This is a genomic window from Paenibacillus sp. GCM10027630, from assembly GCF_042676305.1.
GTDB lineage: Bacteria > Bacillota > Bacilli > Paenibacillales > NBRC-103111 > Paenibacillus_S.
This window is the reverse complement of sequence record NZ_JBHTGY010000045.1, coordinates 81,669-106,993: the sequence shown is the minus strand read 5'-3', so window position 1 is coordinate 106,993 and position 25,325 is coordinate 81,669. Positions and strand designations below refer to the sequence as shown.

The window sequence follows — 25,325 nt, the reverse complement described above, 5'->3', positions numbered from 1 at the left end:
CACTGAACCTCTGTCTCATCTCACCCACACCGGACACCTCTTCCTCTTTGTAATTTAATTATCTGCATTCTCTTATGAGGTGTCCACTTTTTATTCTAGATCTAAGTTCTTTGCAATTCTATATTCAGGATAAATTGGTGAAGGGCTGTTCCAAAATTGAATTTGGGACAGCCCTTCCCAAAGACACCGTAAGGCGTTTTCTTATAATATCCGACTTGTTAGCGCAGCTAACAAATTGGATATTGCAAGAAAAGCTACAATTAAGACACGAATGTATCTTCTACGAAAGGTCCTCGATAAGAAGCTTTTCTTATTTTTCCAATGTTTCTAATGTATAGGGATAACCTAGTTATCTCATCCTAATATCCAAAGATACTATTATTTGAGGGAGTGGGAGCTACATGATGAGACGTTCTGTTGGACGCAGTATGATTGTTTTCTTATCCTTGGCTGTATTTATGGCAAGCGGTTGTAGCAGCAACTCAACGCAGAAGCAATCTCAGCCGCCTTCCAATACGGGTACAAGCAACGGAAGTTCAGCTCAAAGCACTGGAGATACGAATGGTATTTCAATACTCAATACAAACCAAGGAGCATCAACTGCGAAAGAAGGAGTAATAAACATCGTCAGCTTCGATGGAAAATTTTATGTTTCGGGAAACGATCTGGCTCGTGTGTTGAACTTTAAGACGAGATGGGAAGCAGCGAATAACACTTATCAAATGGGAGATTATGACGCCACATATGAATGGAAGGTAGGGGGGCTGGAGGTACTGAAGGGAGATGAACCCGTCAAGCTTACGGATCCTCCAATTTCAAGAAATTCATTAGTGTATATTCCTGTTTCTGCTGTAGGACTTCTTCAGGATGATATGAGTTATAGCGTTACTGAGAAGGAGCTTGTTATTTTCCCCTCTGCTGATATGGTGACAGATCCGATTGATGGTCCGGATGCGCCTAATATGGGAAGTGACCTGGATTTCGCAGATGATCCCAATGATCCGTTTAAGGGCACAGAGACATGGAAGGATTTGGGGGAAGGTTTAACAGGAGAGTATTCAAGCAACGAAAGCTTGATGGCGGCGAGCAGAATTGATATTGAGCCTGGGGAAAATGCAATACCTGTGGCACTTAAGAATATCGATATGAACGCATTGATCCAGAAAGGGAAAGCATATCTTGGAGTCAAATATTTATTCGGGGCAGCTCCTTACCCTACTTCAAGTAAATTTGATTGTTCAACGTATTCCCAATATTTATTTAAACGCCAAGGCGTTATGCTGAAAAGGACGGCTCGCGCACAATCAACTCAAGGAATAACGGTTAGCAGATCAAGCTTGAGAAAAGGGGATTTACTGTTTTTCTATGTGCCGGGCCGTTTCCGTACCAATAAGACAGTGGGGCATGTAGGGATTTATATGGGGAATTCCCAAATGATTCACGCATCTCCCGAGCCCAAGGATGGGGTTCAAATTTCTGATATCAATAAAGCTTACTGGAAAAAAACATTTTTAAGAGCAAAAAGGATGGCTGATTAGCTGAGTAAGTACATGTTCCGTGATTCAGTGATCGATAAAATCCTTTTTGAGAAAGCCTAATAAGCTGCGAATGGTCCAATGAACAAGCCTGTAATCCCTATAATACTAGGGATTACAGGCTTGTTGAGCTTTAACAGTGATTTAAACATAAATCTCTTGTATTTCCAGTTCAGGCTGCTCGGTCAGATTGATAAAGCGATCATCAACTTGAACCAGCGGTTTAAAGAAATCCGAAGGATGTGTCATAATGACCTGACCGATTTCACCGGACGAGAGCAGAACCCGTTTGCCGATAAAATTAGGAATCATATTTCGGATGAATACTTGCGCGACCTGCGGATCCAGCTGTCCGAAGCTAAGCCGGTGCAATTCTATAAGCACTTGAAGAAGACTTTGCTTTTTCTGATACACTCTGCTCGATACCATAGCGCTGTAAATATCGGCTACTGCAACTATTTTTGCATACGGATGTATGTCATCACCTTTTAGATTGGAAGGGTAGCCAGAACCGTCCAACCGTTCATGATGCTGCAGTGCGGCTAATGCAATAGCTTCATCCATTTTTGAAGTTTTGATTAGATTATAACCGTATTTCGCATGCTTTTTAACTTCCTCAAATTCTTCATGGGTCAAACGACCCGGTTTGTTAAGAATATCAAGGCTTATACTACTTTTTCCGATATCATGCACATAACCCGCTTTTCCTACAATAAGAGCTTCTTGCTCTGAATAACCCATCCACTTGGCGATATAATAGGAAAGCATGCCAACCTGAACACAGTGCTGATAAGTGTAATCATCCTTCGAGTTCATGGTTAATAGCAGGGAGACAACATCATTTTCTTGTTTGAAGTGATCTGTCAGTGGAGTGAAAGCGCTATCAATAAGAGCCTCTTTAATCTGTCCGTGTTGTTCAACTTCGTAAAATAACAGCTTTACTGTATCTACTGCATTCTCGAAGGTTGCAATCGGGTCTATTCTTAGCTCATCTATCGAAGTGGTAATAACATTTGATTGCTCCGGTAATCCTCCGTCAAAACGCAGCATTATATCTACATAATCAATATTATGTCGGTGCAGTTTATCAATATCTTCACCATTCAATACAGTATGAGCCGAGACGACAAGCAATCCGTTCCAATTAAACACATCAGATCCGGTACGGTCACCTACATGTAAATCTGTGACAGAAACTTTCAAGCTACTCACCTCGGGCTTTGTATAGGTCTAATGTATGTAATCCATATTGCTATTTATCGTACCAAGAATGTCGAATATTGGCAACATGAAAATAATTTAGATATAAAATTAAACACCGAGGTGAAAGCTAATGATTACAGTATTACATACCGATATAGCGGCTATATATGCTTTTGGCAGTGATAGGGTCATCAGTGCCCTGAACCAATAGACGGCCATCGGGAAATAACACAAGAGTGATAGTATCATTTAGGTGCAATTTCAATAGAAACGGATTCGATTCAATACGTCCCAAAGGCTCCCATTTTACAGCCCATTCCTTCAAATTGAATACGGCTTTTAGAATAGGTTGGATTTGGACTGAATTACGGCCGCACAGAGTTTGAATCGTCTCTTCTGCAATCTCCTGATCGAGGTAATCGTATTGGTGAAGCGAGCAAGCGGGACAATCCGCTTTCCTAGCTTTGCTGACGTCTACTGCAGAGTGTTGATTGTACCAAAGATCCCAATGTACCATCTTGCGGTTTAGCTGCTCTTGAGCACCTACAAGCAGTTTAAACGCCTCAGTGGATTGATGAGAAGCAACCGTATGGATAATTGGTCCGATTACACCGGCCGTATCACATGTTTCGGTTGTTCCTTGCGCAGGTGCCTGACCGAATAAACAGCGCAGACAGGGGGTTACGCCAGGAATGATCGTCAAGGATACTCCACGGGAGCTCACGGCACCGCCATATATCCATGGTATGTCACGCTTGATGCTTACATCATTAATCAGGAAGCGCACACTGAAATTATCTGTGCCATCCAGGATAAGGTCAACATCAGAGAGAAGTTCCTCCGCATTTGTAGCATTTAAGTCACTCACAACGGGCTCAAGATGTACAAGCGAATTAGCTTGCTGCAGGCGAGTTGCAGCAGCAAGTGCTTTTGGTTTCGATGCGGCGGCATCGGCTTCATCGTAAAGCATTTGACGCTGAAGATTGCTGGTTTCGACAAAATCGCGGTCTATTAGACGGATGTATCCGACCCCGGCACGAACGAGATGATTAGCCAGCACCGTGCCAAGTGCGCCCATGCCAACAATTGCGACACGGGACTTCATTAGCTTGGCCTGTCCTTGCTCGCCTATAGGGGCGAATAGCAGCTGCCGCGAGTAACGGTTGGTTGAGGTGGCATTGGAAGTTGCGTTCACCTCATGATTTGGTTCGGATGGATTCATGATGCGATTGTTCCCCTTTATTGTAGTTTCATTCCTATTTTTTTAAGAAGAGCGATTATATTAGAGGATTCCACGGCCCTTGTTGATGCCCTTTCCATTCGGAACCGTCCTCCCAAATTTCTTTTTTCCAGATGGGTACAATTTGCTTTAAACGTTCTATCGCATGTCGGCTTGCTTCATAGGCTGCATCTCTATGCGGCGCGGAGACGGCTATTACAACACTGATTTCACCAATATCGACCCGTCCTAAACGATGAGTGATGGCACAGAGAGCCCCCTCCCAACGCTGCTGTATTTCTAGAATGATTTGATTCATTGTTTTGATAGCCATAGGCTCATAGGCCTCGTAATCCAATTGAATGGTACGCTTGCCATGAGTCCACTCGCGGGTAGTCCCGATAAAGGAAAGAGCGGCGCCATGATTGGGATGCAGTACTTTATTGCTGACCGATTGTACAGAGATTGTCTCTCGAGTTATTTCTGCAAGCTGGGGCTGACCACCGGAAACAGGCGGAATTATAGCAATTTCATCCGTGGATTGAATGAGGTGATTATCGTCTGCATAGCTCTGGTTGACAGCTACGAAAGAATGCCTGAGCGTGTCGGCTGCTTGCGGATAGCGGGCAATAAGCTGCTCTTTTAAAAGTAAGGATGTCAGAGGCGCCATTTGCTCCCATTCAAGCTCAAGCAGAGGCCCGCCCATTCGTTCGGCCAATCCGGCAAAAACATAAATGTGCAGCTTCATATGTGTTCACTCCAATAGTTGTATATTTACTTTGCTTTTTAAACTAGCTCTGTATAATTCTGATGTATAGCATACCATATTTTGATGGGTTAATGGTATAATAGAGGGATACTTGAAATGGTAAGAGGCGAGTAGTTTGGGATGATGGAGGCATAGGGATGAAAGTCAGTGTATATGATGAATTGTGCGGAAATGCTGAGTTTACTGTTGATGAATTAAAGGCCTTGGCGCCTCTGCATCTATCTTTGGAGGATCGTGTGCAAGGTATTGCAGGCAGGGCATTCGATCTGCCGACCTGGTACGGCGCGTGGCAGCGGCAGCAAGGTGCAGACTCAGACCGGACACCAAGCCATATGGAAGTTGAAGCTATCGATGAGTTCCAAGCGAAGATTCCCTTGGAGCAGCTGAGTCAAGCCGCTTTTTTATATGAACAGGATGGGGAGCCGCTGAAGAAAGGTTTTCCGATTCGCCTGTACGTTCCCGATGGGAGCAGCGAGTGTTTGAATGTTAAAAGTGTGGTGAAGATAAGATTCACCTATCAAGTATCATCTGCTGAGGCTACTTATGGTTTTAAGAACCAGGTTTCCATAGAGGAACTCAAATTCAAAAAATAAGGATAGTTACTAAACACATAAAAAGGAGGGTGGCGGAAATGACCTCACCACTGCTGCGGCTTCGAATCCTTCATACTAATGATATTCACAGCCATTTTGAACAGATGCCGTCTATAGCAGCCGCCTTCCATGAGCTCCGAGCCTCCGCTGGAGCCGAGCATACATTGACGCTCGATATTGGAGACCATATGGATCGTATGCGTCCCCAAACGGAAGGCAGCCGCGGCTCTGCGAATTTGGCAGTTATGAATGAAACCGGCTATGAGGCAGTAGCGCTTGGCAACAACGAAGGATTGACGTTTACCAAGGAAGCTTTGAATGACATATACAGCTCTAAGGCCAATTTCAAAGTATTATGCAGTAATTTGCTGGATTCGGAGACAGGGAAGGTGCCGTCCTGGGGAGTCCCTTATCATATCGTGGAGAAAGGTGGTATCCGGATCGGGCTTATCGGTGTCACTGCCTATTTCACTGACTTTTACACACTTTTGGGCTGGGATATCCAAGAGCCAATCCGGGCTACGGCTAATCTGGTTCGAGAGCTTCGAGCTCAAGTAGATTTGATCGTAGTATTATCACACCTTGGTTTACGAAATGATGAAAAAATGGCAGCAGAAATTCCTGAAATTGACATTATTCTGGGCGGTCATACCCACCATTTGTTAGAAATTCCACAGAGGATAGGGAATACCGTAGTATGCGCTGCCGGTAAGTTCGGTCAATATTTTGGCGTGGTGGATGTGCATATCGATGCTTTTACGCAGAAGCCCGTAACGATTGAAGGCTATGTAAGAAGAACTGATGATTATGCAGAGGCTGGGGATGACGAGGTAAAGGCTGTAATTGAGCGGTATGAAGCAAGCTCCAATCAAGTCCTCTCGCGTGAAGTTGCCTATTTGCAGCAGCCTTTGGCTGCCGAGTGGTACAAGGAAGCACCGCTTGGGAACCTGCTAGCCGCAGGCTTGCGCAAGAGAGTTGGGGTCGATATTGGCATAGTAAACGCAGGGCAGTTTCTGGAAGGCTTAGCGAATGGCCCCGTTACAGTAGGGCGGCTGCTGGAAATATGCCCATCCCCGATTAATCCGTGCTTGATGCTGCTTTCCGGCGAGAACATTTTGCAAGCTTTGGAGGAATCCCTGCTTCCAGAATTTCAGGAGAAGCTGCTCTATGGCTTCGGATTTCGTGGAAAGGTGCTTGGGATGCTGAATGTAGACGGCTTGAGAATAGAGTATGACTTGAACGCTCCAGCCTATGCAAAAATCAAGCGGGTATGGATCGGCTCTGAGCTCTTAGCGGTTGATAAGGAATACCAGGTCGCCACTATCGATATGTTTACGTTTGGCGTGGGGTACCATTCTTTATCCAAAGGCAGAGGAGTTCAGTATTTTCTACCTGAGTTTTTGCGGGACATCATGCGAACTGAACTGCAGGATTCTGAGGCCATCCAGCAGAGCAGCGTCCAGCGTTGGTTTGGAGTTTAATGAACAGTAACCGTACACAAAAAAATGACATTCAAACTGTTCTCAGTTCGAATGTCATTTTTTGTCAACCATTCATTTTGAACTCCAAAAGGAAATTTCGTCCTATAGGATAAAGAAATAAAGTGCAAATAAGATGGCAACGGCGAAGCGATAGTAAGCAAAGTAAGTTAGTTTAATACTTGAAACGAGCTTGATAAAGGTGACAACCGCCAGTAAAGCTACAATGAAGGATACAATGAAACCAACGGCGAAAAAGCCGGCAATATCCATAGTGAACATACTATATGATTTCAAGATGGATAACCCTGAAGCCGCGAACATAAGAGGAACTGCCATAATGAAGGTGAAATCCGCTGAGGCACCTCTGGTGACACCGGACAGCATGCCCCCGGCAATCGTTGCACCCGAACGGGAAAAGCCTGGCCAAATAACGGATAATATTTGATACAGTCCAATATAAAACGCCTGCCGGTAAGTAATATCGTCCAGCTCGACCGCTGTTTTTGGTGCTCTTGATTTTTCAGCTACAATAAGGAGAATACCGCCGACCACTAAACTGATTACAACCATTTTTGGATTGAACAAATATTTGTCGACCACTTTATTCAGTAGAAGTCCTACAACACCCGCTGGTACTATACCAATTAGGATATGGATCAGGTTGAGCTTCTTTTTGCCGACCCGGGTAGGATCCTTTTTTAAACCAAACAAACGAAGAATTCGATTCCAATACAACACTACGATCGCCATAATGGCCCCAAGCTGGATTACGATCTCAAATATTTTCAACATTTCATTATCTTCCGGAATTCCCAGAAGCGCTTGCGTCAGAATCATATGTCCTGTTGAAGATACAGGTAAAAATTCAGTAAGTCCCTCCACAACACCTAAGACGATCGAAATCCAGTAACTTAACATAAAAGCCTCCCAGTTGTTTTGTACAAACCACCTTCTATTTTAGCTTGTAATGGAATGGCACACAACTCTTTGTTTAGTGTTTAGAAAAACTTAATACTTTCAAGCTGGCTTTCAGGTAACCTATGATTCAAAAGTCCCAAAACCAGTCCTATTCCAATTTGTCTGAAACCAAGGTTAATTATGAGGCACAAAGTAGTTGCAAAGTAACGTATTACTGAACTTTTTAGAAGCTGCTGCTTGTGCATGAAGCCTTATTTTAAGTGCAGGGGCTAAAAAATATGTCGAAATTTGGAATTATGTATTGCTCTTTTTACTTGAATCCAGTACATTTATGCTAGATAATGTGAACTTCTGAAGAAAGAAGACGTGGTTGTACATATGCGTTTGCTACCTCTGAGCATGGTTCGCCCCGGAATGAAGCTGGGGAAGAAGATTTACAACGAAGAAGGGTTAGTCCTTCTGGCAGAACAGGTCGAATTAACTCAAACTTTAATTAATAGATTAGGTAAACATGGAGTCGATTTTCTTTATATAGCAGATCCACGGACAGACGATATTATCATTCCTGAAATTTTGAGTGATGGCACAAGGCTGAGAGCCATATCGGAAATTCGTACGTCCTTTCGCAAGCTGATGGATGATTCCATGAAGCGCAAATCGGTCGGATTTGTCCAGATGGGCAGAGCCTTCCGCGATGTCATGAATTTGATCATTGATGATTTGAGCGGTCATAAGGATGCCATGATTATGCTGACGAATATGAGTGTTATGGATGATTATTTGTTTCAGCATTCATTGAATGTGTGTATTTATTCGACGATGCTTGGGATGGCGCATGGCTATAATCGCGATGAATTAATGACTTTAGGGCTTGGATCTCTGCTTCACGATATCGGCAAAACTCAGATTCCAATCGAGCTGCTGCGCAAAAATGCCAAGCTTACCGATGATGAGTTTTCCTGTATTAAAAAGCATGCTGAATACGGCTACTATCTGCTTAAGGACGAGCCGAATATTCCACTTTTGGCGGCACATTGTGCGTTCCAGCATCACGAACGGTTAAACGGGAGCGGATATCCGCGTGGTATTGAGGGTACGGCTATTCACGATTATGCTCGCTGGATAGGCTTGGTAGACTCTTATGACGCCATGACTACCCACAGGGTATATCGAAAAGCGATGCTGCCGCATCAAGCGATGGAAATTATTTTTGCCGGTACCGAAACATTGTATGATAAAAGTAAAATTGAGCTGTTCCGCGATAAAATTGCGATTTATCCGATTGGACTTACGGTAACGCTCAATACAGGCGAATCTGGCATTGTGGTCGGTTTGAACAAGCTCGTCCCACAGAGGCCGATCGTTCGCGTGCTGACGGATGAGGACGGGCAGGAGTCCCAAGCACCGCAGGATGTAGATTTATCGAAGAGGCTGTCGTTAATGATAACAGGAGTTAATGAAATTGAATCTGCTTGAGACCCCTATTACCCAAATCAATCGCCGCTAACAGCCTTCATTGGATGTTTAGCGGCGATTGTATTTTTATTTCATTTATGATTATGTTGGAAAAAATGGTTTTGGTTACATTTTCATTTTTAGGCATCATAGGATACAATAGATGGTAAAATAATTAATGAGTCAGGTGTGAAATACAAGATGATACATAAATTGAATCCCGAGGTTTCTGCCATTACACCTCAGAATGACCCCTGGGATCCGATCCGTTCCCTTCATAGGCATGGCAAGCATATTTTAACCAGCGTAGAACTGACTGTAACCAATCTGTGCAATATGCGTTGTGAGCATTGCGCGGTTGGGGAGACGTTAACAATGACAGAAGGTCCGAAAATTCCACTGTCCAAAGTGCTTCAGCAGCTGGATCAGGTGGAGCATCTCGAAACCATTAGTATTACAGGTGGAGAGCCAAGCTACCACGCGGCAACGGTGCGGGATTACATCGTTCCCATTCTTAAATATGCCCGCAGCCGAGGAATTAGATCTCAGCTTAATTCAAATTTGACGTTGGATTTGGCTCGGTATGAACTGATGGCTCCTTATTTGGACGTTATGCATATTTCATTTAATTATACATCGGCTGATGACTTCCATCAGGTTGGGTTCGTCCGGTCAAGCCATCCTGTTAAGCAGCAAACGTCAGGAAAGCTATATGAACGAATGATAGAAAATACGGTTGCCTTAAGCCGTGGAGGGATGCTAATCTCAGCTGAATCCATGATCAATTACCGTACGCATGACAAACTGTCCGATATACACCGCCTTATTGTGGAGATGGGCTGCAAGCGGCATGAGGTTCATCCTATGTATCCGAGCTCGTTCGCTTCTAATTTGCCTGTTCTGTCACTGGACCAATTCAGGGCATCGATTAACAAGCTTTTGGACGAGCGGGACCCCAGCATTTGGATGCTGTTTGGAACACTGCCTTTTTATGCCTGCAGCATGCTGGGAGAAGATCAACGTTTGCTCCAAAGACTCCGTAGAGAACCTAATGTAACTGTACGCAACGATCCGGATGGACGTAATCGTCTGAATGTGAATCTGTTCACAGGGGATGTGTATGTGACTGACTTTTCGGATGTTCCTGCACTGGGTAATATCCATACAGATACACTTGAACAAGTATTTGCGCGCTGGGAAGCACATCCGCTTCATGGTTCCGTCAATTGTCATTGTCCGGCGGTTCAATGCTGCGGACCTAATCTGTTGGTTGTAGATTCATATTATAAGGATGTCGATTTTACAACACGCAAAGCAACTGAAGAGTCGGCGTCTTAAAATAGTTAAGGGGGTCTGCCGATTCATGTCTCTTAGGACAATACTATTTTGTGCGATTGGCGTGGTACTGATTTATGGGATGTTCACCATTGGTTTTCCATTTCTAATGGCATTGGTGATTGCGATTTTTCTGGAGCGTCTGATTCAGGGGCTCATGAAATATGCTCATTTAGGCAGGGGGCTGTCAGCGGCTACTGTATGTACTTTATTTACAGCAGCCATGCTAGGTTTCTTTTATCTAGTCGGATTTAAGATAGTGTCGGAACTCATCCAATTCTGGAAAGATGCACCCGACTATCTGAATAATGCACAGAGATTTCTAGATGACACATCGGAGAAGACCAGAATTTTTTACAGCACACTTCCGTCAGGGCTTGCCGAGCAGTTACAAAGTCTGGTGGAGACTGGAGTTAATACGGTTACGGAAAATATTAAAGACATTGTAACTGCGGTATCCGGCTATTTCCTAGGAGTTGCAAAGACGATACCGAATTTATTCGTATTTTTTGTGGTGTTTGTGATTGGCTTGTATTTGATTTCTTATGGTTTGCCCATGCTTAGAAAATCCTTCCTGCAGTTATTTGAGAACAAATCGCAGGCTAAGGTTATCAGTGTGCTGGCTGATCTGCGGCGTGCGCTTCTTGGGTTTATGTTTGCACAGCTTCTAATCAGCTTGCTTACCTATATCGTTACATTAATTGGTCTGCTGTTCTTGAGAGTTGAGTACCCTTTGGCGGTAGCATTGCTGATAGTTGTCGTTGATTTGCTGCCGGTTCTAGGTACGAGCGCTGTTTTGGTGCCGTGGGCTTTATATTGTATGCTGGTGGGCAATGTGTTTCTAGGTGTTGGACTTTTGATTCTACTTGTGATCATTATGCTATTCCGAAGATTGATTGAACCCAAAATTATCGGAAATGCCGTTGGAATCAATGCGTTGGCAGCGCTCATGAGCATGTATTTAGGCTTTAAGCTGGTCGGTGTAGTAGGGTTGTTTCTCGGACCTGTACTGATTATTGTATATCAAGCGCTGCGCCGCGTAGGGCTTCTGCAAATCAATATTAAGCTGGATTAAAGCAGGTTTAAAATACATAAGATTTAGTGGATATGCTTACCAAGTGTACTCCTTTCGGGTGGAAAAAACGTATTTACATGATAATTGACCTATTTAGGAAAAAGGGGCTGTCCCAAAAGTCATTTTGAGACAATCCCTCCACCATTTTATCCTGAATAGATGGTTGCAAAAGAGCCCTCAATTCCACTTTAATAGTTGAAGGCTTTTTTGCACATTCTTGTGTATGCTTAGTGATGAATAAGATGAGGTCGCTTTCCAGCGCGTACTCATCGCGGGTATCGGGTTCGTGGTTCGTGGCTCGTGGTTCGGTTACGGCATTGCATGGCAGTCTGGCGCACTCCGTGCAATTATCAGGAAAATGTCAAGTTAGTTACTCCGAAAATAGCGTTCCAAGTCTTATAGCTGGAATTCCTCCTGCTAATTCTACGTATTTTGGCTGATATCCACCATTTCACCTCTATTAGAGTTAGTTTTTCCAGTTAGATTGATTTCAGGCGATATCCACGCTGGATTAGCGTTACAATTTCCATCTATTTTCTTTCCTTCCGCAGCGGCCCCGACAAATCATCTTCTCCTCTAGGTTGAGAGCAGCCTTTGAACATCGCTTCTCGCCCCATCACTTAAGTAACATCCAAAAAGCGGCCGGACTCATTTTTCGATTTTCGAACCCCCGCTCTGATGTGAATTTTCCTACAAAAAAGACGCTTCCATTTCCGCTTACATGGTGGTTTTGGTGGCGTTTTTGTACATAGTTTGGGACTGATTCATTCACTGATACCCTTTTGGGACTGCCTCTTATAGGGGTACCCCTTGAACTATTGCAGTTACAACAATAAGGTCGCTATGGATGAAAATATTGCATGACCGACCCTTTGCCATTTTCTATTTCTATTTCTGCATATGCCCCATTAATGAGCGTCATTTGTGGAGGAACATGACCGCAATCCATATCGTAGATAACTGGTATTTGAAGCTCCTCGGAAAGCTCCTTATAAATATCTTCAACTGTATAATTATCAACAGGCTGATTGGCATTACTTCTACCGAACATAAGACCTGAACAATTTTCAAACCATCCTGCTAATTTCATTTGAACTAATGACCTGCGCAAATCTGTTGTCGTCAGCTCACAATTTTCTAAATACCACAATATGGGGTCATTATGAATAAATTGTTTTTGGAAATGCCGCACATCGCCATATTGTGTGCCAATTAAATGTCTTATCACATCAATACATCCTCCGAGCAGACGACCCTTTATTTTCACATCAATATTTGAAACAGCTTTCCAATATGTTGGTTCCGTTAAATGGAAGACGCATGGCGAAGGAGCCGTGTAATCCCACTCTTTTTGATATTTTAGTGAAGAATGCTGGAGGATTGACTCGCCAGTTTTAGTTGATAAGACAGCTTGCCACATCGCTGTGGTGTGATCCGAATATTCGCCTCTTAAATCCATAAGATTCGTGCCATGAGCAGTCGCTATGCCTGTCTTTATCGTGATTGCCATTAACAATACACTTGTATCTGAATACCCTAGTATCCATTTGCACTTTAAATTTTCAAAATCAATATATTCAAGGATCTCAATTAACAACTCTCCACCCCAAGGAGGAATGATCATATTAATCTTATCATCACGCATCATAGCATTGAACTCTTTAGCCCGTATTTTGGCAGGTGATGATTTGGCCTTTTCTTGAGTCCAAGCAGTATCTCCACAAATGACATTGAATCCTTTGGTCTGGATACGGCTGCATGAAAGTTTAAGCAAATCATGCAGTTCAGCTTTTACCCCGGATGAGGGCGCTGTTACTCCTATTGTTGCTCCTTCTTCTAAAATCGGATAAATGATCATACGTCTCGTCTCCCCCCGCCGATACTCTTATAAGCCTGTATGAACATTATAACAATTGCGGCACTGACAAGCATTTTATAGAGTCAAATAGATATAATACCGGGTCTTTTTTGACGATCATTGATATACCCTTTCACTAATATGTTTTTCAATTTCTACTCATAAAGGACGAGATAACCAGATAAGTATGTATAAATAGCAGTTCCTTATCCCCAAAATGCAAGCTGTTGAAGCAAGTCCCGCTAAAGCTCTAAGGAGGTTATCAGCCATGTTGCCGTCTCAAGAAAAAGTATGGTATCCGTTTATTGGTCCGTTCGATCCCTGTCCGCCCATCAGAATGAAAACGTATAGTACACCTCCGCAATTGTACATTCAATTTCAGCCAATGAATTTGCCTCAATTTTCTCCGATGGAAGCATTAAAACTAGGTACGCTATGGCCTATGCTATACAGCCCGTACGATTCAAAATGTTAATTTGAAAGGAGCTGGTTTCATGGAACAACAGTTGCCTGAGCAGTACTATACGAAGCTGCAAGAGCTGCAGGCGGTTGATTTTGTTTTGGTCGAATTGACTTTGTATTTGGATACCCATCCGAACGACGTTCAAGCTCTTAAACAATACAATCAATGCGCTCATACTAGGATGCGGCTCGCGCATGAGTTTGAATCGGCATTCGGCCCTTTGCAGAGCTATGGACGAAGTTATTCCCGGCATCCGTGGCAGTGGGTTGAAACACCTTGGCCATGGCAGGTGTAAATCCGTTAGAAGATGCAGATTGCTAGCGAAGGGAGAGGAGCAAAAGCATGTGGATTTATGAGAAAAAGCTGCAATATCCAGTAAGAGTCAGCAAATGCGATCCAAGGATGGCTAAGCTGTTAATGGAGCAGTACGGAGGGGCTGACGGAGAGCTTGCAGCCGCACTTCGTTATATGAATCAACGCTATTCGATCCCTAATAAAGTGGTTGGATTATTGACGGATATCTCGACTGAGGAATTTGCACATCTTGAGATGATCGCTACTATGGTTTATAAGCTTACAAAAGACGCGACTATGGAGCAGTTGAAGGCTGCCGGAATGGATGATCACTACGCTGCCCATGATAGGGCATTGTTCTACAACAATGCTTCCGGAGTACCTTGGACAGCTGCATACATTCAAGCGAAGGGAGACCCAATAGCGGACTTGTACGAGGACATCGCTGCGGAAGAGAAGGCGAGGGCTACATATCAGTGGTTGATCGACTTGACGGATGATGTGGATTTGCAGGATGGACTTAAATTTTTGCGGGAAAGGGAGATTATTCATTCGCTGCGCTTTCGTGAGGCGGTAGAGATACTGAAATCGGAGCAGGATGTGAAAAAGGTATTTTAAAACATAAGCCCTCTTTCCTTCATTTCGGGATTGAGGGCTTCTACTTTGAATTTGTCTATGAACGTTGGGGACTAGATCGAAAATTCCATAATATACTATATATAGGAATCTACCAAACCAATCTTGCTTATTTTACTTCAATCTCAATTTCAGTCTTCAAAAATTTATTTTTTTGAGGGTAGGAGGTTGTTGGGTGATCTACCTGCCTAATGTATGTATAGTACACATTGATTTTTCGTCTATATCTTAATATTCGCATTATTTAAGAAAGCCCGTTAAAATAAGTTCTACGGTCTTGTGTTTAAAGAGAGGATATCGTCTAAAATCAGTATTAAGTAATTCAAGGCTCAGTTATCACCTACATCTATGATGTACTAAAGAATTTGCACACCTTGAGATGATAGCGACTAAGGTCTATAAGCTCACAAAAGACGCGAACATGGAGCAATTGAAGTCTGCCGGAATGGATGATTACTACGCTGCCTGATTCTAGGCAGATAGATTTTTAATAAGCAGGAGGATTTGTATGAAAAAGTTTTTTGTCGGTCTAATCTTTGGTTTGCTTATATCTATTTGTAACATTGCATATGCTTCGGAAACTATTAAAGCTATTTTATTTCCAGTTAAATATACGTTTAATGGCCAAGAACGAGCGCTTCCATCGAATTACAAGACGTTAAATATTGATGGGGACACTTATGTGCCGACACGTTTTTTGGTTGAAAATATGCGTTCCAATATTGCGTATGATGAATCGGACAAAACAATTAACGTGCAATTTCCATCGTTTTTAGAAGTTAAATCGGATGTACACTCAAATAAAGAAAAAGATATATTTAGCCTGTTCCTGTTTTCAGAGAAAGCATCTTATAAGAAGAATGAATTTATGAATATTCGAGCAGATTTACGGTACAAGGGTGACTCAAATCTCGCTCTTGAGTATTCTGGTCAATTTATGGGTTTCTATATCGAGGATCAGAAGGGAAAACGGTCAGATCTAGGAGGAACTTTAGCTCTCTTTCCTTTAACAGTAAAGCCCGGGGATGAATACCATCGAATCTTCCCTCAGTGGCTGCTGCAGCAGTATAATTATGACTATCATAATCCTGACAATAAAATACATGATACGCGATTGCTTCCTAACAACCTTCCGGCCGGCACTTACAAAATCGGGGTAGAAGCCCGTTACTTCCTCAATCATGCTTATAAAGATACAAAAACATTAAGTACAGAGATCGAGATTACTATAGAATAAATAATAAATTAATTCTACTGGATACTTATCCATCACCTCTTTTTTAAGATAGACATTTGAATGTGAAGATATCTCAATGCCGAAAAAGTTAGAAAATTAAAGTAGTCCCCAGAACAAAAGATTGAATCTACAGGCGCTATGTGAAATCCAAAAAGCCCCAATCGTCATTTCAAAGTCAAGGGGCTTTTATATGTAGCAAGGTTGTAGTTAGGGGATTCGTTGTATTATTTGCCGATAAGCCCAACAAGGATACCAATGTCGATAGCCACAAATATGTATAGCATTTTTTTGATGTACCGGTTGCAGTAAAGCTCGTTTAAAAAGAAGAACATAAGTAGGCCCCCCTAAAAAAAGTTTCAATAAACTATACATTCTACATGGCTGTTGCAAACTCTCTATTTGGTGATGTGGTAAATGATGCCATTGCAAAAGATAGGAGCAATTTGAACGAAAAAAAGGCCGCCATACCTGTCCAATCAAGCATGATTGAATAGGTGCGACGGTTTTTTGTGTAAGTTTTCAAAGCCGATTATGATCAGCACGCCAGCTGGTAATGGCTTTTTTGATGTCGTCTGGCTTCATATTATTTTCTGCCGCTTTACGAGACAATTGAGGAAATTCCTTATCGCTTGCAAATCTTAGAGCTATGATCTGGCCTATCGTTAGTCTGGAGTCGTGAGGCATACCGGTAAGAATGAAATGCCGCAGGTTCTCCTCGGCGCGAATAGCGCGGTCCTGTGCCCTCAACCCATAGCCTCGGACTTTAAGAAATAAGATCAGCAGCGCTAGAGCTATTCCAAGGAAGAGCAAGCCTTCAAAAACTTTGCCTGATGCAATTAAAAACCAGATGGAGCCAATTAGAATAAGCAGACATAGAAAAGACAGGACATAATGATAAGGCGGATCCATCTTGCGGTGATTGCTGTAATTTTGCTGCTGCATAAATTGGCAGTCCTCCTAAAGGGATGAGATGATTTCTTAAATTTATTATGTCACTTGCATTCAGCGGGGGCAACAGAAAAAAGACTTTGAGCTGATCTATTTGTTAATCTATCCGTGTTTGTGAGGTACAAGTCTTGTTTGACAATACTAGAGAATCATGGTTGTATAGAACGTGATTAGTCAAATTGGGAGGGATCAGGGTTTGTTACCAACATTTCAAAAGCCGGAAGCCATGATATTTGATTTGGACGGAACATTATTTCAAACGGAAACGCTTCTTTTGCCAGCCTATCATGCAACGTTCGATCAGCTGCGTTCAGAGAAGCTTTATAGCGGCGATACACCGCCGGAAAGTGTGATTCTAGGCAGCCTGGGAATGCTGCTTGAGCATATTTGGCAGAAGGTAATGCCTGATTCAGATAAAGCCGTGCATAGGCGTGCTGATGTTCTGCTATTGGACTACCAGTTAAATGGTTTAGCTGGCGGAGAAGGAGTCTTGTACGAAGGTGTGGCGGAAACCTTAACTGCGCTCCATCAGCAAGGCGTTCGATTGTTTGTCGCAAGTAACGGCCTGGAGACTTATGTAAAAGAGGTCGTAGCACATAAGAGCATCGGACCGTTGTTCGAAGGCCTGTACAGTGCGGGTGAGTTTCAAACGCGCTCCAAGGTTGATCTAGTCAGGATGCTGCTGGACACCTACGGTATTCGTACAGCCTGGATGGTTGGCGATCGCTCCTCTGATGTGGAAGCCGGACTGAAGAATGGCTTGACAGTCATTGGCTGCGATTACGCTGATTTCAAAAGCGGTGGAGAATTAGAGGATGCCCATGTTCGAATCAAACAATTTAGCCAGCTTTTGGAACTGATTGAACGTTAAAAGGGGCATCAGGCGAACAGAAGGTATAAGTAATAAACTTGGACAACCCGCGTGGGTTCGACCGATCGCCATGTAACGCTACTACGTGGGTTTGGGTCTAAGCGAGTACCGTAGACTTCTGGTGTTACACGGGATAAACGGCTGTAAACTACCAAAGTACCATAGCGGAGCTGAAAGTTCCGTTATTTATTCAATCTTGCTTAATTTGAGATGATAGCGGAAGCTGCAATTCCGTTATTAGGGTGTTGCGAGCCTTTTTATGCCCAAAATGAAGAGATAACGGAACTAAAGCTTCCTGTAATTCTTACAGAACCCCGATGCTGTTGATCTCCCAGTAAAAGTCGGTTAGGGATGGATTTAATTCGGGTTTTTGAAATTAGACTACGGATGAAGCATACTAAGAACCTGACCAAACGAAAAGAGCTCCTTCACGTGTTCCAATTACACGGAGGGGGCTCTTCTGTATTCATTGTTCCTTGCTATCTGACGGTTTTTTCTTAAACAGCCAAAGGGCGTACTCCAGAGGACGGACAATGGCATTGCGGTAAATTTCACGCTCGCCTATCCGATAAAAGACTTCCCGCGATGGTTTCGGGTTAACCTCCAAAAGCCACACCTTGCCACTAGGATCAACCGCCAGGTCAATGCCTATCTCACATTGGATTCCGAATTTTTCTTCGGTGAAATGGGCAACCTGCATCCCTAGCTCATAGGCATCATTTTTAATGGCATTGATCTTGGCATGATCGGCAAAACGCCTCTTAAGGAGCGCTTCCATAGGAATGGCGGAGCCACCCCCATGAAGGTTTGAGGTGACCGAATTTTTCGGTCCCACCCGACCGGCGCAACCGGTAATTTGCCATTGGCCCTTGCCATTTTTTTGCACCAACATACGGAAATCATGGACGCGTCCATCCTTCAATGTAAGAGGAATGCCTTGCTGAACGATATAACGTCCTTCCAGCTTCCAACCGCTTAACCTTGCAGATATTTGGTTCGCATTGACCTTCTGGGCGTTTATGATTCTTCTCTGAGGGTCACGTCCCTGGAGAATGAATAATGAATCACTCATGCTCTGAAGTCGAACGATTCCACGTCCTCCGGTACCATTGCGAGGTTTTAAAAACACGCGCCGGTGCTGCTTCAAAAATTTGATTAACTCTTTATCCCCATTGTAGCGGACGGTTGCCGGAAGATGAGCGGCAATCTCTGGTTTTTCCGATAAAATTTGATACATAGTCCATTTGTTAGCTAAAGGTTTACTCAGGTAACGAAGCTTGCTGTTCTGGGAACGGAATTTACTGATTTTGTGAAAATTGTCGATCCCATGGTAGCGGCAACGGTCATAGATCAGACCAGGAAACGGTATCCATTTGCGGCGCCATTGCTGAGTAGGAGAATGAAAGAACAGAGCATTGATTTTATTCATGGATTCGTCCAAATCGTCGGGAGTAAATACAAGCACTTCAATCCCAAGCTTTTGCCCGTGTACACTCAATTTGCGAAAGAAGGAAAGCTCTTCGAGCTTTCTTCCAGGCAAATACATGGCCAAAACACCTAATTGATAAATGCTCATCACTTGTCACCTGCTTATCTTGCTTTATGGTCAGTCTAATTGGCAGCTTTTTTCTTGGCGCGAACAGCAGACCGTACTTCTTTTCTAGGGGATAACTTAGATAAATGGATACAGTATCGGATCAGGTTATCCAGCGATCTTCTACGGATATGGGGCTCATCGAATTTCATAGGCTTGGAGTTGGCTTCGAAAAACCAGATCTGGCCTGTCGTATCTACTCCTAAATCCAGGGACATTTCACCCAGCGAGGTTCCGCTTGCTTTCTCAATCTGTTTGGCGAGAATCAAAGCCGTCTGCTTGGTACGGTTCAAAATTTTCTTGCTGGTAAGCGATCCGAAGCCTGCTTCAAGCAGCTTGGAGGGGTCATCAATGGACCCTCCCCGGGGGACATGTGTCGTTATGCTCGACTTGCCTGCAAGCCGAGCTCCAACTCCGGCAACGGTCCACAGCCCCTTGCTGTTTTTCTGTACGAGAACACGAAGATCAAATGGACGCTGTTTGTAATTCGATAGCGCAATACCCTGCTGCATGATATAGTCCTTCGATCCTACCATCTGCCTTATTTGCGTCCAGAGCTGAGGGACATTCGTGTAGCGGGAGATGTGGCTCTTGGTTTTTTCTTGTATGCTCAATTGATATTTACGTGATTTGGCTTGTTTATCCGAAAGCCTGCTAACCTTCATAATGCCTTTGCCTGCCTTGCCCTTGACCGGCTTTAAATAAAGGTTGGAATGCTTTTGCAAAAGCTGCTCCAGATCATCTCCGGAAGTCAGCTTCTGTGTTGTTGGAATGAAGGTCTGTGTTTCCTTGGATTTGTTCAGCCATTCGAACAGAGTCCATTTATTAAAAAATGAAGGATTGAAGAAGCGAATTTGCCCATGTCTCATACAGGTTTGAATGATTAGCTGCACATCGGGGAGCAGCTCGAATTTCCGGTAAGGAATACGATTATAAACGACATGCGGCAGGGGCTGCTGCCCTTTTTTCCACGTTTTAGTCTGAAAATTATAAGAGTATCCGACCATTGTTTGATCGGTGAGCTTGAAATCAGAGGTAGTTACGACATAAACAGTAACACCTCTTTCTTCACCGACGCGAATTAAATCGACAAAATTTTCTTTATTTCCTCTAAAAACCCGTGTTTCATCGGCATATGTGAGAATGGCCAGTGTAGGCCGTGGCGGCTTTTGGTGTAAGAGTGGTTCCATTTAGGAATCCCTCCTTGCTCGAAATCGGCTGAGGTATAAGCAGTAGTCGTATACATATTGCAAAGCTGCTTTACCTTCTCCTTTAAGGGCGGGATGTTTGAATATAGATCTGCCTGGTTTGGAGTTTGCTTCGAACATCCATATGCGCTCATTTTGGTCAATTCCAATATCAAAGCCAAGCTCACCCAAAAGATGCTTATCATTTCGTTCTATGGCTTCAGCAAGTGTAATTGCGGTTTCTTTCGCATTGCTTAATACTTGATCTGCTCTGGAGCCAAAAATTTGTCGAAGCACCTGGTCCGGAGTCATCAATTGCCCACCGGAGCGGACATGTGTCGTTACACTGCCTTTCCCGGCTTTTTTAGCGCCTATTCCAGCTACAACCCAGTTATTGTTGATGTTCTTAGTCAGATGGAAGCGGAAATCGATAGGGCAGCTGTCAAGCTCAATCAAGCGAATTCCCTGCTGAGCCACATAATGGTTGAGACGTCCATTGCTGCGGTTCAACAAGGACATCAACGATTCGAACTTGCTGAAACGGAGCAGAACATTTTTACCGGAACGACGGAAACGGGCATAGTAGCCGCGTTTGGGGTTGTAGGTCAGCCGGTAAATGCCAATTCCCAGGCTTCCTCCTGTAGGCTTGAGATAAATAAATTTGTGTCTATCGAGCATTTCCTTGATCTGGCTGGAGGAGGGGTTGATATGCGATTCTGGCACATAGCGAAAAGCATCGCTGCCTTCGAGTAAATTATAAACATCCCATTTATCAAAGAAAGCCCAGTTAAAAAGCGGAATATTTTTTCGTACAAACCGCTGCTTGAATGCATTCATGGAAGCCAGCTTCTCCGCTTGGCGGCTGGGCAATCGATTATATACAACATCGGGTAACGGTACCGTTTTGCGATACCATCCGCCACCCTCTCTGCGCTGAAAGGTTCCTGTAACCGTCTGCTGGGACCAGTTCACATCGCGTGGGGAAAAGCCAAAGTAATACGACTTCTCAGCCCCTACCCGCATAAATTGCCGGATGAATTCGGTTCTTGAGCCGAATGGAGCGGAAGTGCTCCCATTAACGCTTGTAAGAACCCCGATCAATGGACCAATTCGGATGTCCTTGCCATTGTGGCACACTATCGTACTTGTACCCAGATAAGGGATATGCAGTTGAGACATGATAGATAGCGGCACATGTAGATGATTCCCGGTTTTTTTCAGTAAACGCAGGCCTGCGGTGACACTTTTGCTGCCCAGGTGCAGGGTTACGGATTTAGTCTTTGACAGCTTGAGGGATCTCGCCAATTCACTGGTCAAGTAGATGACTCTTTCCTGTCTCTGCGTCACATGAATCGTGCAAGTGGTCAAACTCATGGTTTTCCTCCTATGAGTTTCGCTTCAGCGAAACTGGCTTCGTAAGCATGTGCTAAGCTTTTCGCTAGAAAAGCTGGTATCGTAAGCGTAAACTAAGCTTTTCGTTAAAAAAGCAGTTAGAAAGAGCTTTTTTGGTTGAACCGGACTAAGCCTATCATAAAACTACTCCTTCACAGCCCGCTGATGAGCATTTTGAAGTAAGTAGCGAGCATAACGGATTGGATGAGTTAAAGCTTTAATGCGTGCATGGTTATCCTGAAGATAAGTAAAGATGGAACGGCCTGGCTTGGAATTAACTTCCAGTATCCATATTTTTCCTTCGACATCGATACCGAAGTCAATACCTAGCTCGGCTAGCCGCCCGTGATACTTCTCCAGTGCTTCAGGTATTAATAACGAAAGATCGTGAAGCTTGTTCACGATGCTGCTCGCTGTATCGGGATCGAATTGGCGGGTCAGGAACGGAACCGCTAATTCTACGATGCCGCCGCCGTGAAGATTCGAGGTCAAGCTGCCGCCTTGACCTCGGCGAACTGCCATGCCGGTCACCTGCCAGAGGCCGGCGCCGTTCTTTTGCACAAGCGAGCGTACGTCGTACGCATCGCCGGTGCGGGTCTGCAGCAGCAAGTACTGCTGCAGCAGGTAGCTTCGCTGCGCCGTGAAGCGGCGCAGCCAGCGCAGCAGCGCGGGCGCGTCAGCGAAGCTGCGCCCGACGTGGCGGTTGTGCGCGTCGCGTCCGCGCACGGTGAACGCGGGCGCCGCGGCAGGCGCGGACGCCCCTGCTTGGGCCGCGGCGCCGGCCGTTGCCTGCGCGTCCGCAGCGCCGGTACCGCAGCGCTGCACGAGCAGCACCCCGCGGCCCTGCGAGCCGCTCTGCGGCTTGAGCAGCACTTCGTCGTCTGCCCGCAGCCAGTCAGCGACAGAGCGCAAGCTGCGCATCGCTTCGGTCCGTGGAAGGTAGCTGTTGAAGCTGCCGTCCTGCTCAAGCATGTGCTGCACCTCCCATTTGCCTCTTAGGCCATAGCCTAAGAAAAAAACAGACCTGTGCTGCTCCCGAAGTCTGCGGACAGCGGTACGATGTTCGTTGTACTGCTGCCGGTTGGTGAAGAAGCAGCGGTCATACACAACGTTGGGAAATGGGGAATACCGGGATAGCCATTGATTTGTTGTGGAATCGTAAGCGTAGCCTCTCACTTTCCCTGTGAGCCAGTCGATGGATTGAGGTGAAAACACAAAAACCGTAAATCCGGCATGGATGCCGGCCAATGTTAGTCGGCGGTAAAAGCCGCGGTTTAAGAATGGCGGATTTCCTTCGATTTGCGTGGTCATGATGCCCAATGCGTAAGGAGACGACGATGTCATCATGAGATCACCTCAATCATTTAAAATTTGGCTACGTAACGGGAGTATTGAATAAGCTGCTTGACGGAAGGACGCAGCTTGTTCTCACCTGTTAGCTGAGTATTATCATCCTTGGATGGTTTGGAATTGACTTCTATCAGCCACACACGCCCTTGCATATCCAGAGCCAGATCTACGCCTAATTCGGCAAAATGTCCTTGAATTTGTGTTTCAATGCCTCTGGCAATTGCGATTGCCGCCCGCCGTAATTTAACCGCTCCCCCAGAGCTTGCGGTAGAGTTGGAACGTGCCAAAGCTTCTTTAACCGTAGACAAGGTGCCTCCTCTGGCTAAATTAGATACAAAGTGATGACTTCCGGCGATTCGGGCTACAATGGAAGTGATGCTCCACTGTCCCTGCTCATCGCGCTGCACTAACGCTCTAAAGTCTACCGGCCGATCTCCGACAGAAATAAGCGTAAGACCTTGCTGAATCTGATAGCGCTGCTGCTTGATTTTACCGGATAGGGCTGCACACATCTGGCTTAGATTTCCATAAGACTGTTTACGGACGCCGCCAAGATTGGTAAAATGACAAGTAAATGAGTTGTCAGCCTGCCGTTTAATTCGAATGATCCCTTTTCCGAGGCTTCCTGTAATGGGCTTTAAAAACACAGTGGGATACTTGGTGCACATCGATTTCAATGTCTGCAAATTTTTCAGCAGATAGGACTCCGGAAGGTAAATTTGGAGACTATTTTCTTTACGCAGCGCATCGAAAACTTCAGTTTTGTTCAAGTATTTTTCATTGAAAAGAGCTGAATGATAATGTGTTTTGGCATGCCGAAGAAATTGCTGAACATTGGAGCGGTTTTCCAGCCTGCGAGAGGTCAGCCGGTTATAGATGACATGGGGCAGCGGAAATGTTCGTTTTACCCATCTGCCTGCGTAATGCCAGCCTTTGACCGTATCGCCTTGCCCGCTAAGATCATCAGGGGTAACGTAGTACACAGCTGCGCCGTACAATTTACAAGCTTCATCCAGTTCTCGGCAAAATGTAGTTATGGCTCCAAAAGGTCTATCCGGTTTACCCGAATATGCACGACTGATCATAACGCCAATTAACGGCCCGATGTGAAGCGCACGGCTCGTTGGTTTATACTGAAGGCACAGTGAACTGCCGATTGACAATCCCCATTTGGCTGCTATGGAGTCGTTGATCCGAAGGGCGCCTGCTTGCTGAATGGGAACGACCTTCACCTCATGTTTAGCGGAACCAAAGCGTAGTGCAAGCGTTGTGTTTGTAGGTATTTTCCATTTCTTCACCAACGCATCGCTAAGCATAATGACTCGATCGTCAGGGTACATGCCGGCATGTTGAACCTGAATCTTGACCTTCGTTCTTTTCACTCTTGCAACTCCTTCCCAGCGCCGACTTGCATGAATCATCAAGTGAACTACTTCATCATATGAGGGCGTTTTACCCTTTGTGAAAAGAAACTGGCGAAACGTCCATGAAAAGCAAGTTAGCTCATCCGTCTATTTTTTATAGTCTATTAAATCATTTAAAAGGAGAGAATTACCCATGAATATGTATGACAAAGCTTATGAATTGGCTAGAGCGCTTCGCGAAAGCAGCGAGCTTAAGGAGATCAAGGAAATTAATGAGCTGATTAAAGGTGATGCGGACAGCAAAAGAATGCTCGACGACTTCCGTCAACGCCAAACGGAGCTGCAGCAAAAAATGATGTCCGGAGAAATGCCGTCCCAAGAAGAGATGCAAAAGATGGAGAAGCTGTATGAAGTCATTAATTTAAATCCGTCGCTTCGCCGTTTATTTGATGCTGAGCGCAGGTTGGGCGTTATTATGGAGGATGTTCAGCGGATCATTTCCGAACCTCTGCAGGATGTAATGAAGTCGTAATCGGTAGGATGAACTC

General features: G+C 44.5%; 23 protein-coding genes and 1 pseudogene. 13 read left to right on the top strand and 11 right to left on the bottom strand.

What is annotated here, in order from left to right; all coding sequences use genetic code 11:
* Window positions 1-401 precede the first annotated feature (401 nt).
* Window positions 402-1,538, top strand: a complete 1,137-nt coding sequence (locus tag ACFQ0C_RS22520; RefSeq protein ID WP_379369776.1) for a C40 family peptidase — start codon at window positions 402-404, stop codon at window positions 1,536-1,538.
* A 141-nt stretch (window positions 1,539-1,679) separates the two neighbouring features.
* Here the strand turns inward: ACFQ0C_RS22520 and ACFQ0C_RS22515 are convergent, their stop codons facing one another.
* The 3 genes from ACFQ0C_RS22515 to ACFQ0C_RS22505 all read right to left on the bottom strand — a co-directional run bounded on the left by ACFQ0C_RS22515 (window position 1,680) and on the right by ACFQ0C_RS22505 (window position 4,705).
* Window positions 1,680-2,747, bottom strand: coding sequence for an HD-GYP domain-containing protein (locus tag ACFQ0C_RS22515; RefSeq protein WP_379369774.1), 1,068 nt, complete (start codon window positions 2,745-2,747; stop codon window positions 1,680-1,682).
* A 133-nt stretch (window positions 2,748-2,880) separates the two neighbouring features.
* Window positions 2,881-3,960: a ThiF family adenylyltransferase gene (locus tag ACFQ0C_RS22510; protein WP_379369772.1), complete on the bottom strand. Its 1,080-nt coding sequence runs from the start codon at window positions 3,958-3,960 to the stop codon at window positions 2,881-2,883.
* Between the two features lie 55 nt (window positions 3,961-4,015).
* A complete protein-coding gene (locus ACFQ0C_RS22505; protein WP_379369770.1) occupies window positions 4,016-4,705 on the bottom strand; it encodes a molybdenum cofactor biosynthesis protein in 690 nt (229 codons plus the stop codon).
* 158 nt (window positions 4,706-4,863) lie between these two features.
* On the opposite strand from ACFQ0C_RS22505, the gene ACFQ0C_RS22500 reads away from it, so the two are divergent.
* Both ACFQ0C_RS22500 and ACFQ0C_RS22495 read left to right on the top strand, forming a co-directional pair.
* Window positions 4,864-5,319: a molybdopterin-dependent oxidoreductase gene (locus tag ACFQ0C_RS22500; RefSeq protein ID WP_379369768.1), complete on the top strand. Its 456-nt coding sequence runs from the start codon at window positions 4,864-4,866 to the stop codon at window positions 5,317-5,319.
* A gap of 38 nt (window positions 5,320-5,357) precedes the next feature.
* Window positions 5,358-6,800 carry a bifunctional metallophosphatase/5'-nucleotidase gene (locus ACFQ0C_RS22495; protein ID WP_379369766.1) on the top strand — a complete coding sequence of 481 codons (1,443 nt, stop codon included), beginning with the start codon at window positions 5,358-5,360 and terminating at the stop codon, window positions 6,798-6,800.
* A 102-nt stretch (window positions 6,801-6,902) separates the two neighbouring features.
* Here the strand turns inward: ACFQ0C_RS22495 and ACFQ0C_RS22490 are convergent, their stop codons facing one another.
* Window positions 6,903-7,718, bottom strand: coding sequence for an undecaprenyl-diphosphate phosphatase (locus tag ACFQ0C_RS22490; RefSeq protein WP_379369764.1), 816 nt, complete (start codon window positions 7,716-7,718; stop codon window positions 6,903-6,905).
* 378 nt (window positions 7,719-8,096) lie between these two features.
* Between ACFQ0C_RS22490 and ACFQ0C_RS22485 the strand changes: the two genes are divergently transcribed.
* From ACFQ0C_RS22485 to ytvI, 3 genes are all read left to right on the top strand, one after another.
* Window positions 8,097-9,194, top strand: a complete 1,098-nt coding sequence (locus ACFQ0C_RS22485) for an HD-GYP domain-containing protein (RefSeq protein ID WP_379369762.1) — start codon at window positions 8,097-8,099, stop codon at window positions 9,192-9,194.
* Window positions 9,195-9,374: 180 nt separating this feature from the next.
* The gene (gene yfkAB, locus ACFQ0C_RS22480) at window positions 9,375-10,511 is read left to right on the top strand and encodes a radical SAM/CxCxxxxC motif protein YfkAB (RefSeq protein ID WP_379369760.1); all 1,137 of its coding nucleotides are present in this window, start codon (window positions 9,375-9,377) and stop codon (window positions 10,509-10,511) included.
* A gap of 25 nt (window positions 10,512-10,536) precedes the next feature.
* Window positions 10,537-11,583 carry a sporulation integral membrane protein YtvI gene (gene ytvI / locus ACFQ0C_RS22475; RefSeq protein ID WP_379369758.1) on the top strand — a complete coding sequence of 349 codons (1,047 nt, stop codon included), beginning with the start codon at window positions 10,537-10,539 and terminating at the stop codon, window positions 11,581-11,583.
* Between the two features lie 841 nt (window positions 11,584-12,424).
* Here ytvI and ACFQ0C_RS22470 read toward each other — a convergent pair.
* Window positions 12,425-13,441, bottom strand: coding sequence for a S66 family peptidase (locus tag ACFQ0C_RS22470; RefSeq protein ID WP_379369756.1), 1,017 nt, complete (start codon window positions 13,439-13,441; stop codon window positions 12,425-12,427).
* Window positions 13,442-13,709: 268 nt separating this feature from the next.
* Here ACFQ0C_RS22470 and ACFQ0C_RS22465 point away from each other — a divergent pair, with 268 nt between their 5' ends.
* From ACFQ0C_RS22465 to ACFQ0C_RS22445, 5 genes and pseudogenes are all read left to right on the top strand, one after another.
* Entirely contained in the window at window positions 13,710-13,916 is a 207-nt protein-coding gene (locus tag ACFQ0C_RS22465; RefSeq protein WP_258216175.1) for a spore coat associated protein CotJA, read from the top strand.
* 19 nt (window positions 13,917-13,935) lie between these two features.
* The gene (locus ACFQ0C_RS22460; protein ID WP_379369754.1) at window positions 13,936-14,199 is read left to right on the top strand and encodes a spore coat protein CotJB; all 264 of its coding nucleotides are present in this window, start codon (window positions 13,936-13,938) and stop codon (window positions 14,197-14,199) included.
* A 47-nt stretch (window positions 14,200-14,246) separates the two neighbouring features.
* Window positions 14,247-14,816 (top strand): manganese catalase family protein, encoded by a 570-nt coding sequence (locus ACFQ0C_RS22455; protein ID WP_379369752.1) that lies wholly within the window; start codon window positions 14,247-14,249, stop codon window positions 14,814-14,816.
* A gap of 373 nt (window positions 14,817-15,189) precedes the next feature.
* A pseudogene (locus tag ACFQ0C_RS22450) lies at window positions 15,190-15,297 on the top strand (manganese catalase family protein); the annotation flags it as partial.
* Between the two features lie 45 nt (window positions 15,298-15,342).
* Window positions 15,343-16,071 carry a stalk domain-containing protein gene (locus tag ACFQ0C_RS22445; RefSeq protein WP_379369750.1) on the top strand — a complete coding sequence of 243 codons (729 nt, stop codon included), beginning with the start codon at window positions 15,343-15,345 and terminating at the stop codon, window positions 16,069-16,071.
* 519 nt (window positions 16,072-16,590) lie between these two features.
* On the opposite strand, the gene ACFQ0C_RS22440 is transcribed toward ACFQ0C_RS22445, so the two are convergent.
* Window positions 16,591-17,013 (bottom strand): DUF6526 family protein, encoded by a 423-nt coding sequence (locus ACFQ0C_RS22440; protein ID WP_379369748.1) that lies wholly within the window; start codon window positions 17,011-17,013, stop codon window positions 16,591-16,593.
* Between the two features lie 232 nt (window positions 17,014-17,245).
* Between ACFQ0C_RS22440 and ACFQ0C_RS22435 the strand changes: the two genes are divergently transcribed.
* On the top strand, window positions 17,246-17,890 hold the full coding sequence (locus ACFQ0C_RS22435) for an HAD hydrolase-like protein (RefSeq protein WP_379369788.1): 645 nt from the start codon (window positions 17,246-17,248) through the stop codon (window positions 17,888-17,890).
* Between the two features lie 466 nt (window positions 17,891-18,356).
* Here the strand turns inward: ACFQ0C_RS22435 and ACFQ0C_RS22430 are convergent, their stop codons facing one another.
* From ACFQ0C_RS22430 to ACFQ0C_RS22410, 5 genes are all read right to left on the bottom strand, one after another.
* Window positions 18,357-19,466 carry a YheC/YheD family endospore coat-associated protein gene (locus ACFQ0C_RS22430; RefSeq protein WP_379369746.1) on the bottom strand — a complete coding sequence of 370 codons (1,110 nt, stop codon included), beginning with the start codon at window positions 19,464-19,466 and terminating at the stop codon, window positions 18,357-18,359.
* Window positions 19,467-19,501: 35 nt separating this feature from the next.
* The gene (locus ACFQ0C_RS22425; protein ID WP_379369744.1) at window positions 19,502-20,674 is read right to left on the bottom strand and encodes a YheC/YheD family endospore coat-associated protein; all 1,173 of its coding nucleotides are present in this window, start codon (window positions 20,672-20,674) and stop codon (window positions 19,502-19,504) included.
* Window positions 20,675-22,045, bottom strand: coding sequence for a YheC/YheD family endospore coat-associated protein (locus tag ACFQ0C_RS22420; protein ID WP_379369742.1), 1,371 nt, complete (start codon window positions 22,043-22,045; stop codon window positions 20,675-20,677).
* A 162-nt stretch (window positions 22,046-22,207) separates the two neighbouring features.
* A complete protein-coding gene (locus tag ACFQ0C_RS22415) occupies window positions 22,208-23,410 on the bottom strand; it encodes a YheC/YheD family endospore coat-associated protein (protein WP_379369740.1) in 1,203 nt (400 codons plus the stop codon).
* A 17-nt stretch (window positions 23,411-23,427) separates the two neighbouring features.
* Window positions 23,428-24,795 carry a YheC/YheD family endospore coat-associated protein gene (locus ACFQ0C_RS22410; RefSeq protein WP_379369738.1) on the bottom strand — a complete coding sequence of 456 codons (1,368 nt, stop codon included), beginning with the start codon at window positions 24,793-24,795 and terminating at the stop codon, window positions 23,428-23,430.
* Window positions 24,796-24,970: 175 nt separating this feature from the next.
* Between ACFQ0C_RS22410 and ACFQ0C_RS22405 the strand changes: the two genes are divergently transcribed.
* Complete coding sequence (locus tag ACFQ0C_RS22405) at window positions 24,971-25,309, top strand: YlbF/YmcA family competence regulator (RefSeq protein WP_258216185.1); 339 nt, start codon at window positions 24,971-24,973, stop codon at window positions 25,307-25,309.
* Window positions 25,310-25,325 lie beyond the last annotated feature (16 nt).

Excerpts from the sequence above, each read along its gene's own strand:
- ACFQ0C_RS22425 (WP_379369744.1), bottom strand. The coding sequence starts at position 20,674 with ATGGAACCACTCTTACACCAAAAGCCGCCACGGCCTACACTGGCCATT.
- ACFQ0C_RS22405 (WP_258216185.1), top strand. The coding sequence starts at position 24,971 with ATGAATATGTATGACAAAGCTTATGAATTGGCTAGAGCGCTTCGCGAA.
- ACFQ0C_RS22415 (WP_379369740.1), bottom strand. The coding sequence starts at position 23,410 with ATGATGACATCGTCGTCTCCTTACGCATTGGGCATCATGACCACGCAA.
- ACFQ0C_RS22435 (WP_379369788.1), top strand. The coding sequence starts at position 17,246 with ATGATATTTGATTTGGACGGAACATTATTTCAAACGGAAACGCTTCTT.
- ACFQ0C_RS22430 (WP_379369746.1), bottom strand. The coding sequence starts at position 19,466 with ATGAGCATTTATCAATTAGGTGTTTTGGCCATGTATTTGCCTGGAAGA.
- ACFQ0C_RS22500 (WP_379369768.1), top strand. The coding sequence starts at position 4,864 with ATGAAAGTCAGTGTATATGATGAATTGTGCGGAAATGCTGAGTTTACT.
- ACFQ0C_RS22465 (WP_258216175.1), top strand. The coding sequence starts at position 13,710 with ATGTTGCCGTCTCAAGAAAAAGTATGGTATCCGTTTATTGGTCCGTTC.
- ACFQ0C_RS22445 (WP_379369750.1), top strand. The coding sequence starts at position 15,343 with ATGAAAAAGTTTTTTGTCGGTCTAATCTTTGGTTTGCTTATATCTATT.
- ACFQ0C_RS22460 (WP_379369754.1), top strand. The coding sequence starts at position 13,936 with ATGGAACAACAGTTGCCTGAGCAGTACTATACGAAGCTGCAAGAGCTG.
- ACFQ0C_RS22490 (WP_379369764.1), bottom strand. The coding sequence starts at position 7,718 with ATGTTAAGTTACTGGATTTCGATCGTCTTAGGTGTTGTGGAGGGACTT.
- ACFQ0C_RS22455 (WP_379369752.1), top strand. The coding sequence starts at position 14,247 with ATGTGGATTTATGAGAAAAAGCTGCAATATCCAGTAAGAGTCAGCAAA.
- ACFQ0C_RS22420 (WP_379369742.1), bottom strand. The coding sequence starts at position 22,045 with ATGAGTTTGACCACTTGCACGATTCATGTGACGCAGAGACAGGAAAGA.
- ytvI (WP_379369758.1), top strand. The coding sequence starts at position 10,537 with ATGTCTCTTAGGACAATACTATTTTGTGCGATTGGCGTGGTACTGATT.
- ACFQ0C_RS22495 (WP_379369766.1), top strand. The coding sequence starts at position 5,358 with ATGACCTCACCACTGCTGCGGCTTCGAATCCTTCATACTAATGATATT.
- ACFQ0C_RS22520 (WP_379369776.1), top strand. The coding sequence starts at position 402 with ATGATGAGACGTTCTGTTGGACGCAGTATGATTGTTTTCTTATCCTTG.
- ACFQ0C_RS22505 (WP_379369770.1), bottom strand. The coding sequence starts at position 4,705 with ATGAAGCTGCACATTTATGTTTTTGCCGGATTGGCCGAACGAATGGGC.
- ACFQ0C_RS22485 (WP_379369762.1), top strand. The coding sequence starts at position 8,097 with ATGCGTTTGCTACCTCTGAGCATGGTTCGCCCCGGAATGAAGCTGGGG.
- yfkAB (WP_379369760.1), top strand. The coding sequence starts at position 9,375 with ATGATACATAAATTGAATCCCGAGGTTTCTGCCATTACACCTCAGAAT.
- ACFQ0C_RS22440 (WP_379369748.1), bottom strand. The coding sequence starts at position 17,013 with ATGCAGCAGCAAAATTACAGCAATCACCGCAAGATGGATCCGCCTTAT.
- ACFQ0C_RS22510 (WP_379369772.1), bottom strand. The coding sequence starts at position 3,960 with ATGAATCCATCCGAACCAAATCATGAGGTGAACGCAACTTCCAATGCC.
- ACFQ0C_RS22470 (WP_379369756.1), bottom strand. The coding sequence starts at position 13,441 with ATGATCATTTATCCGATTTTAGAAGAAGGAGCAACAATAGGAGTAACA.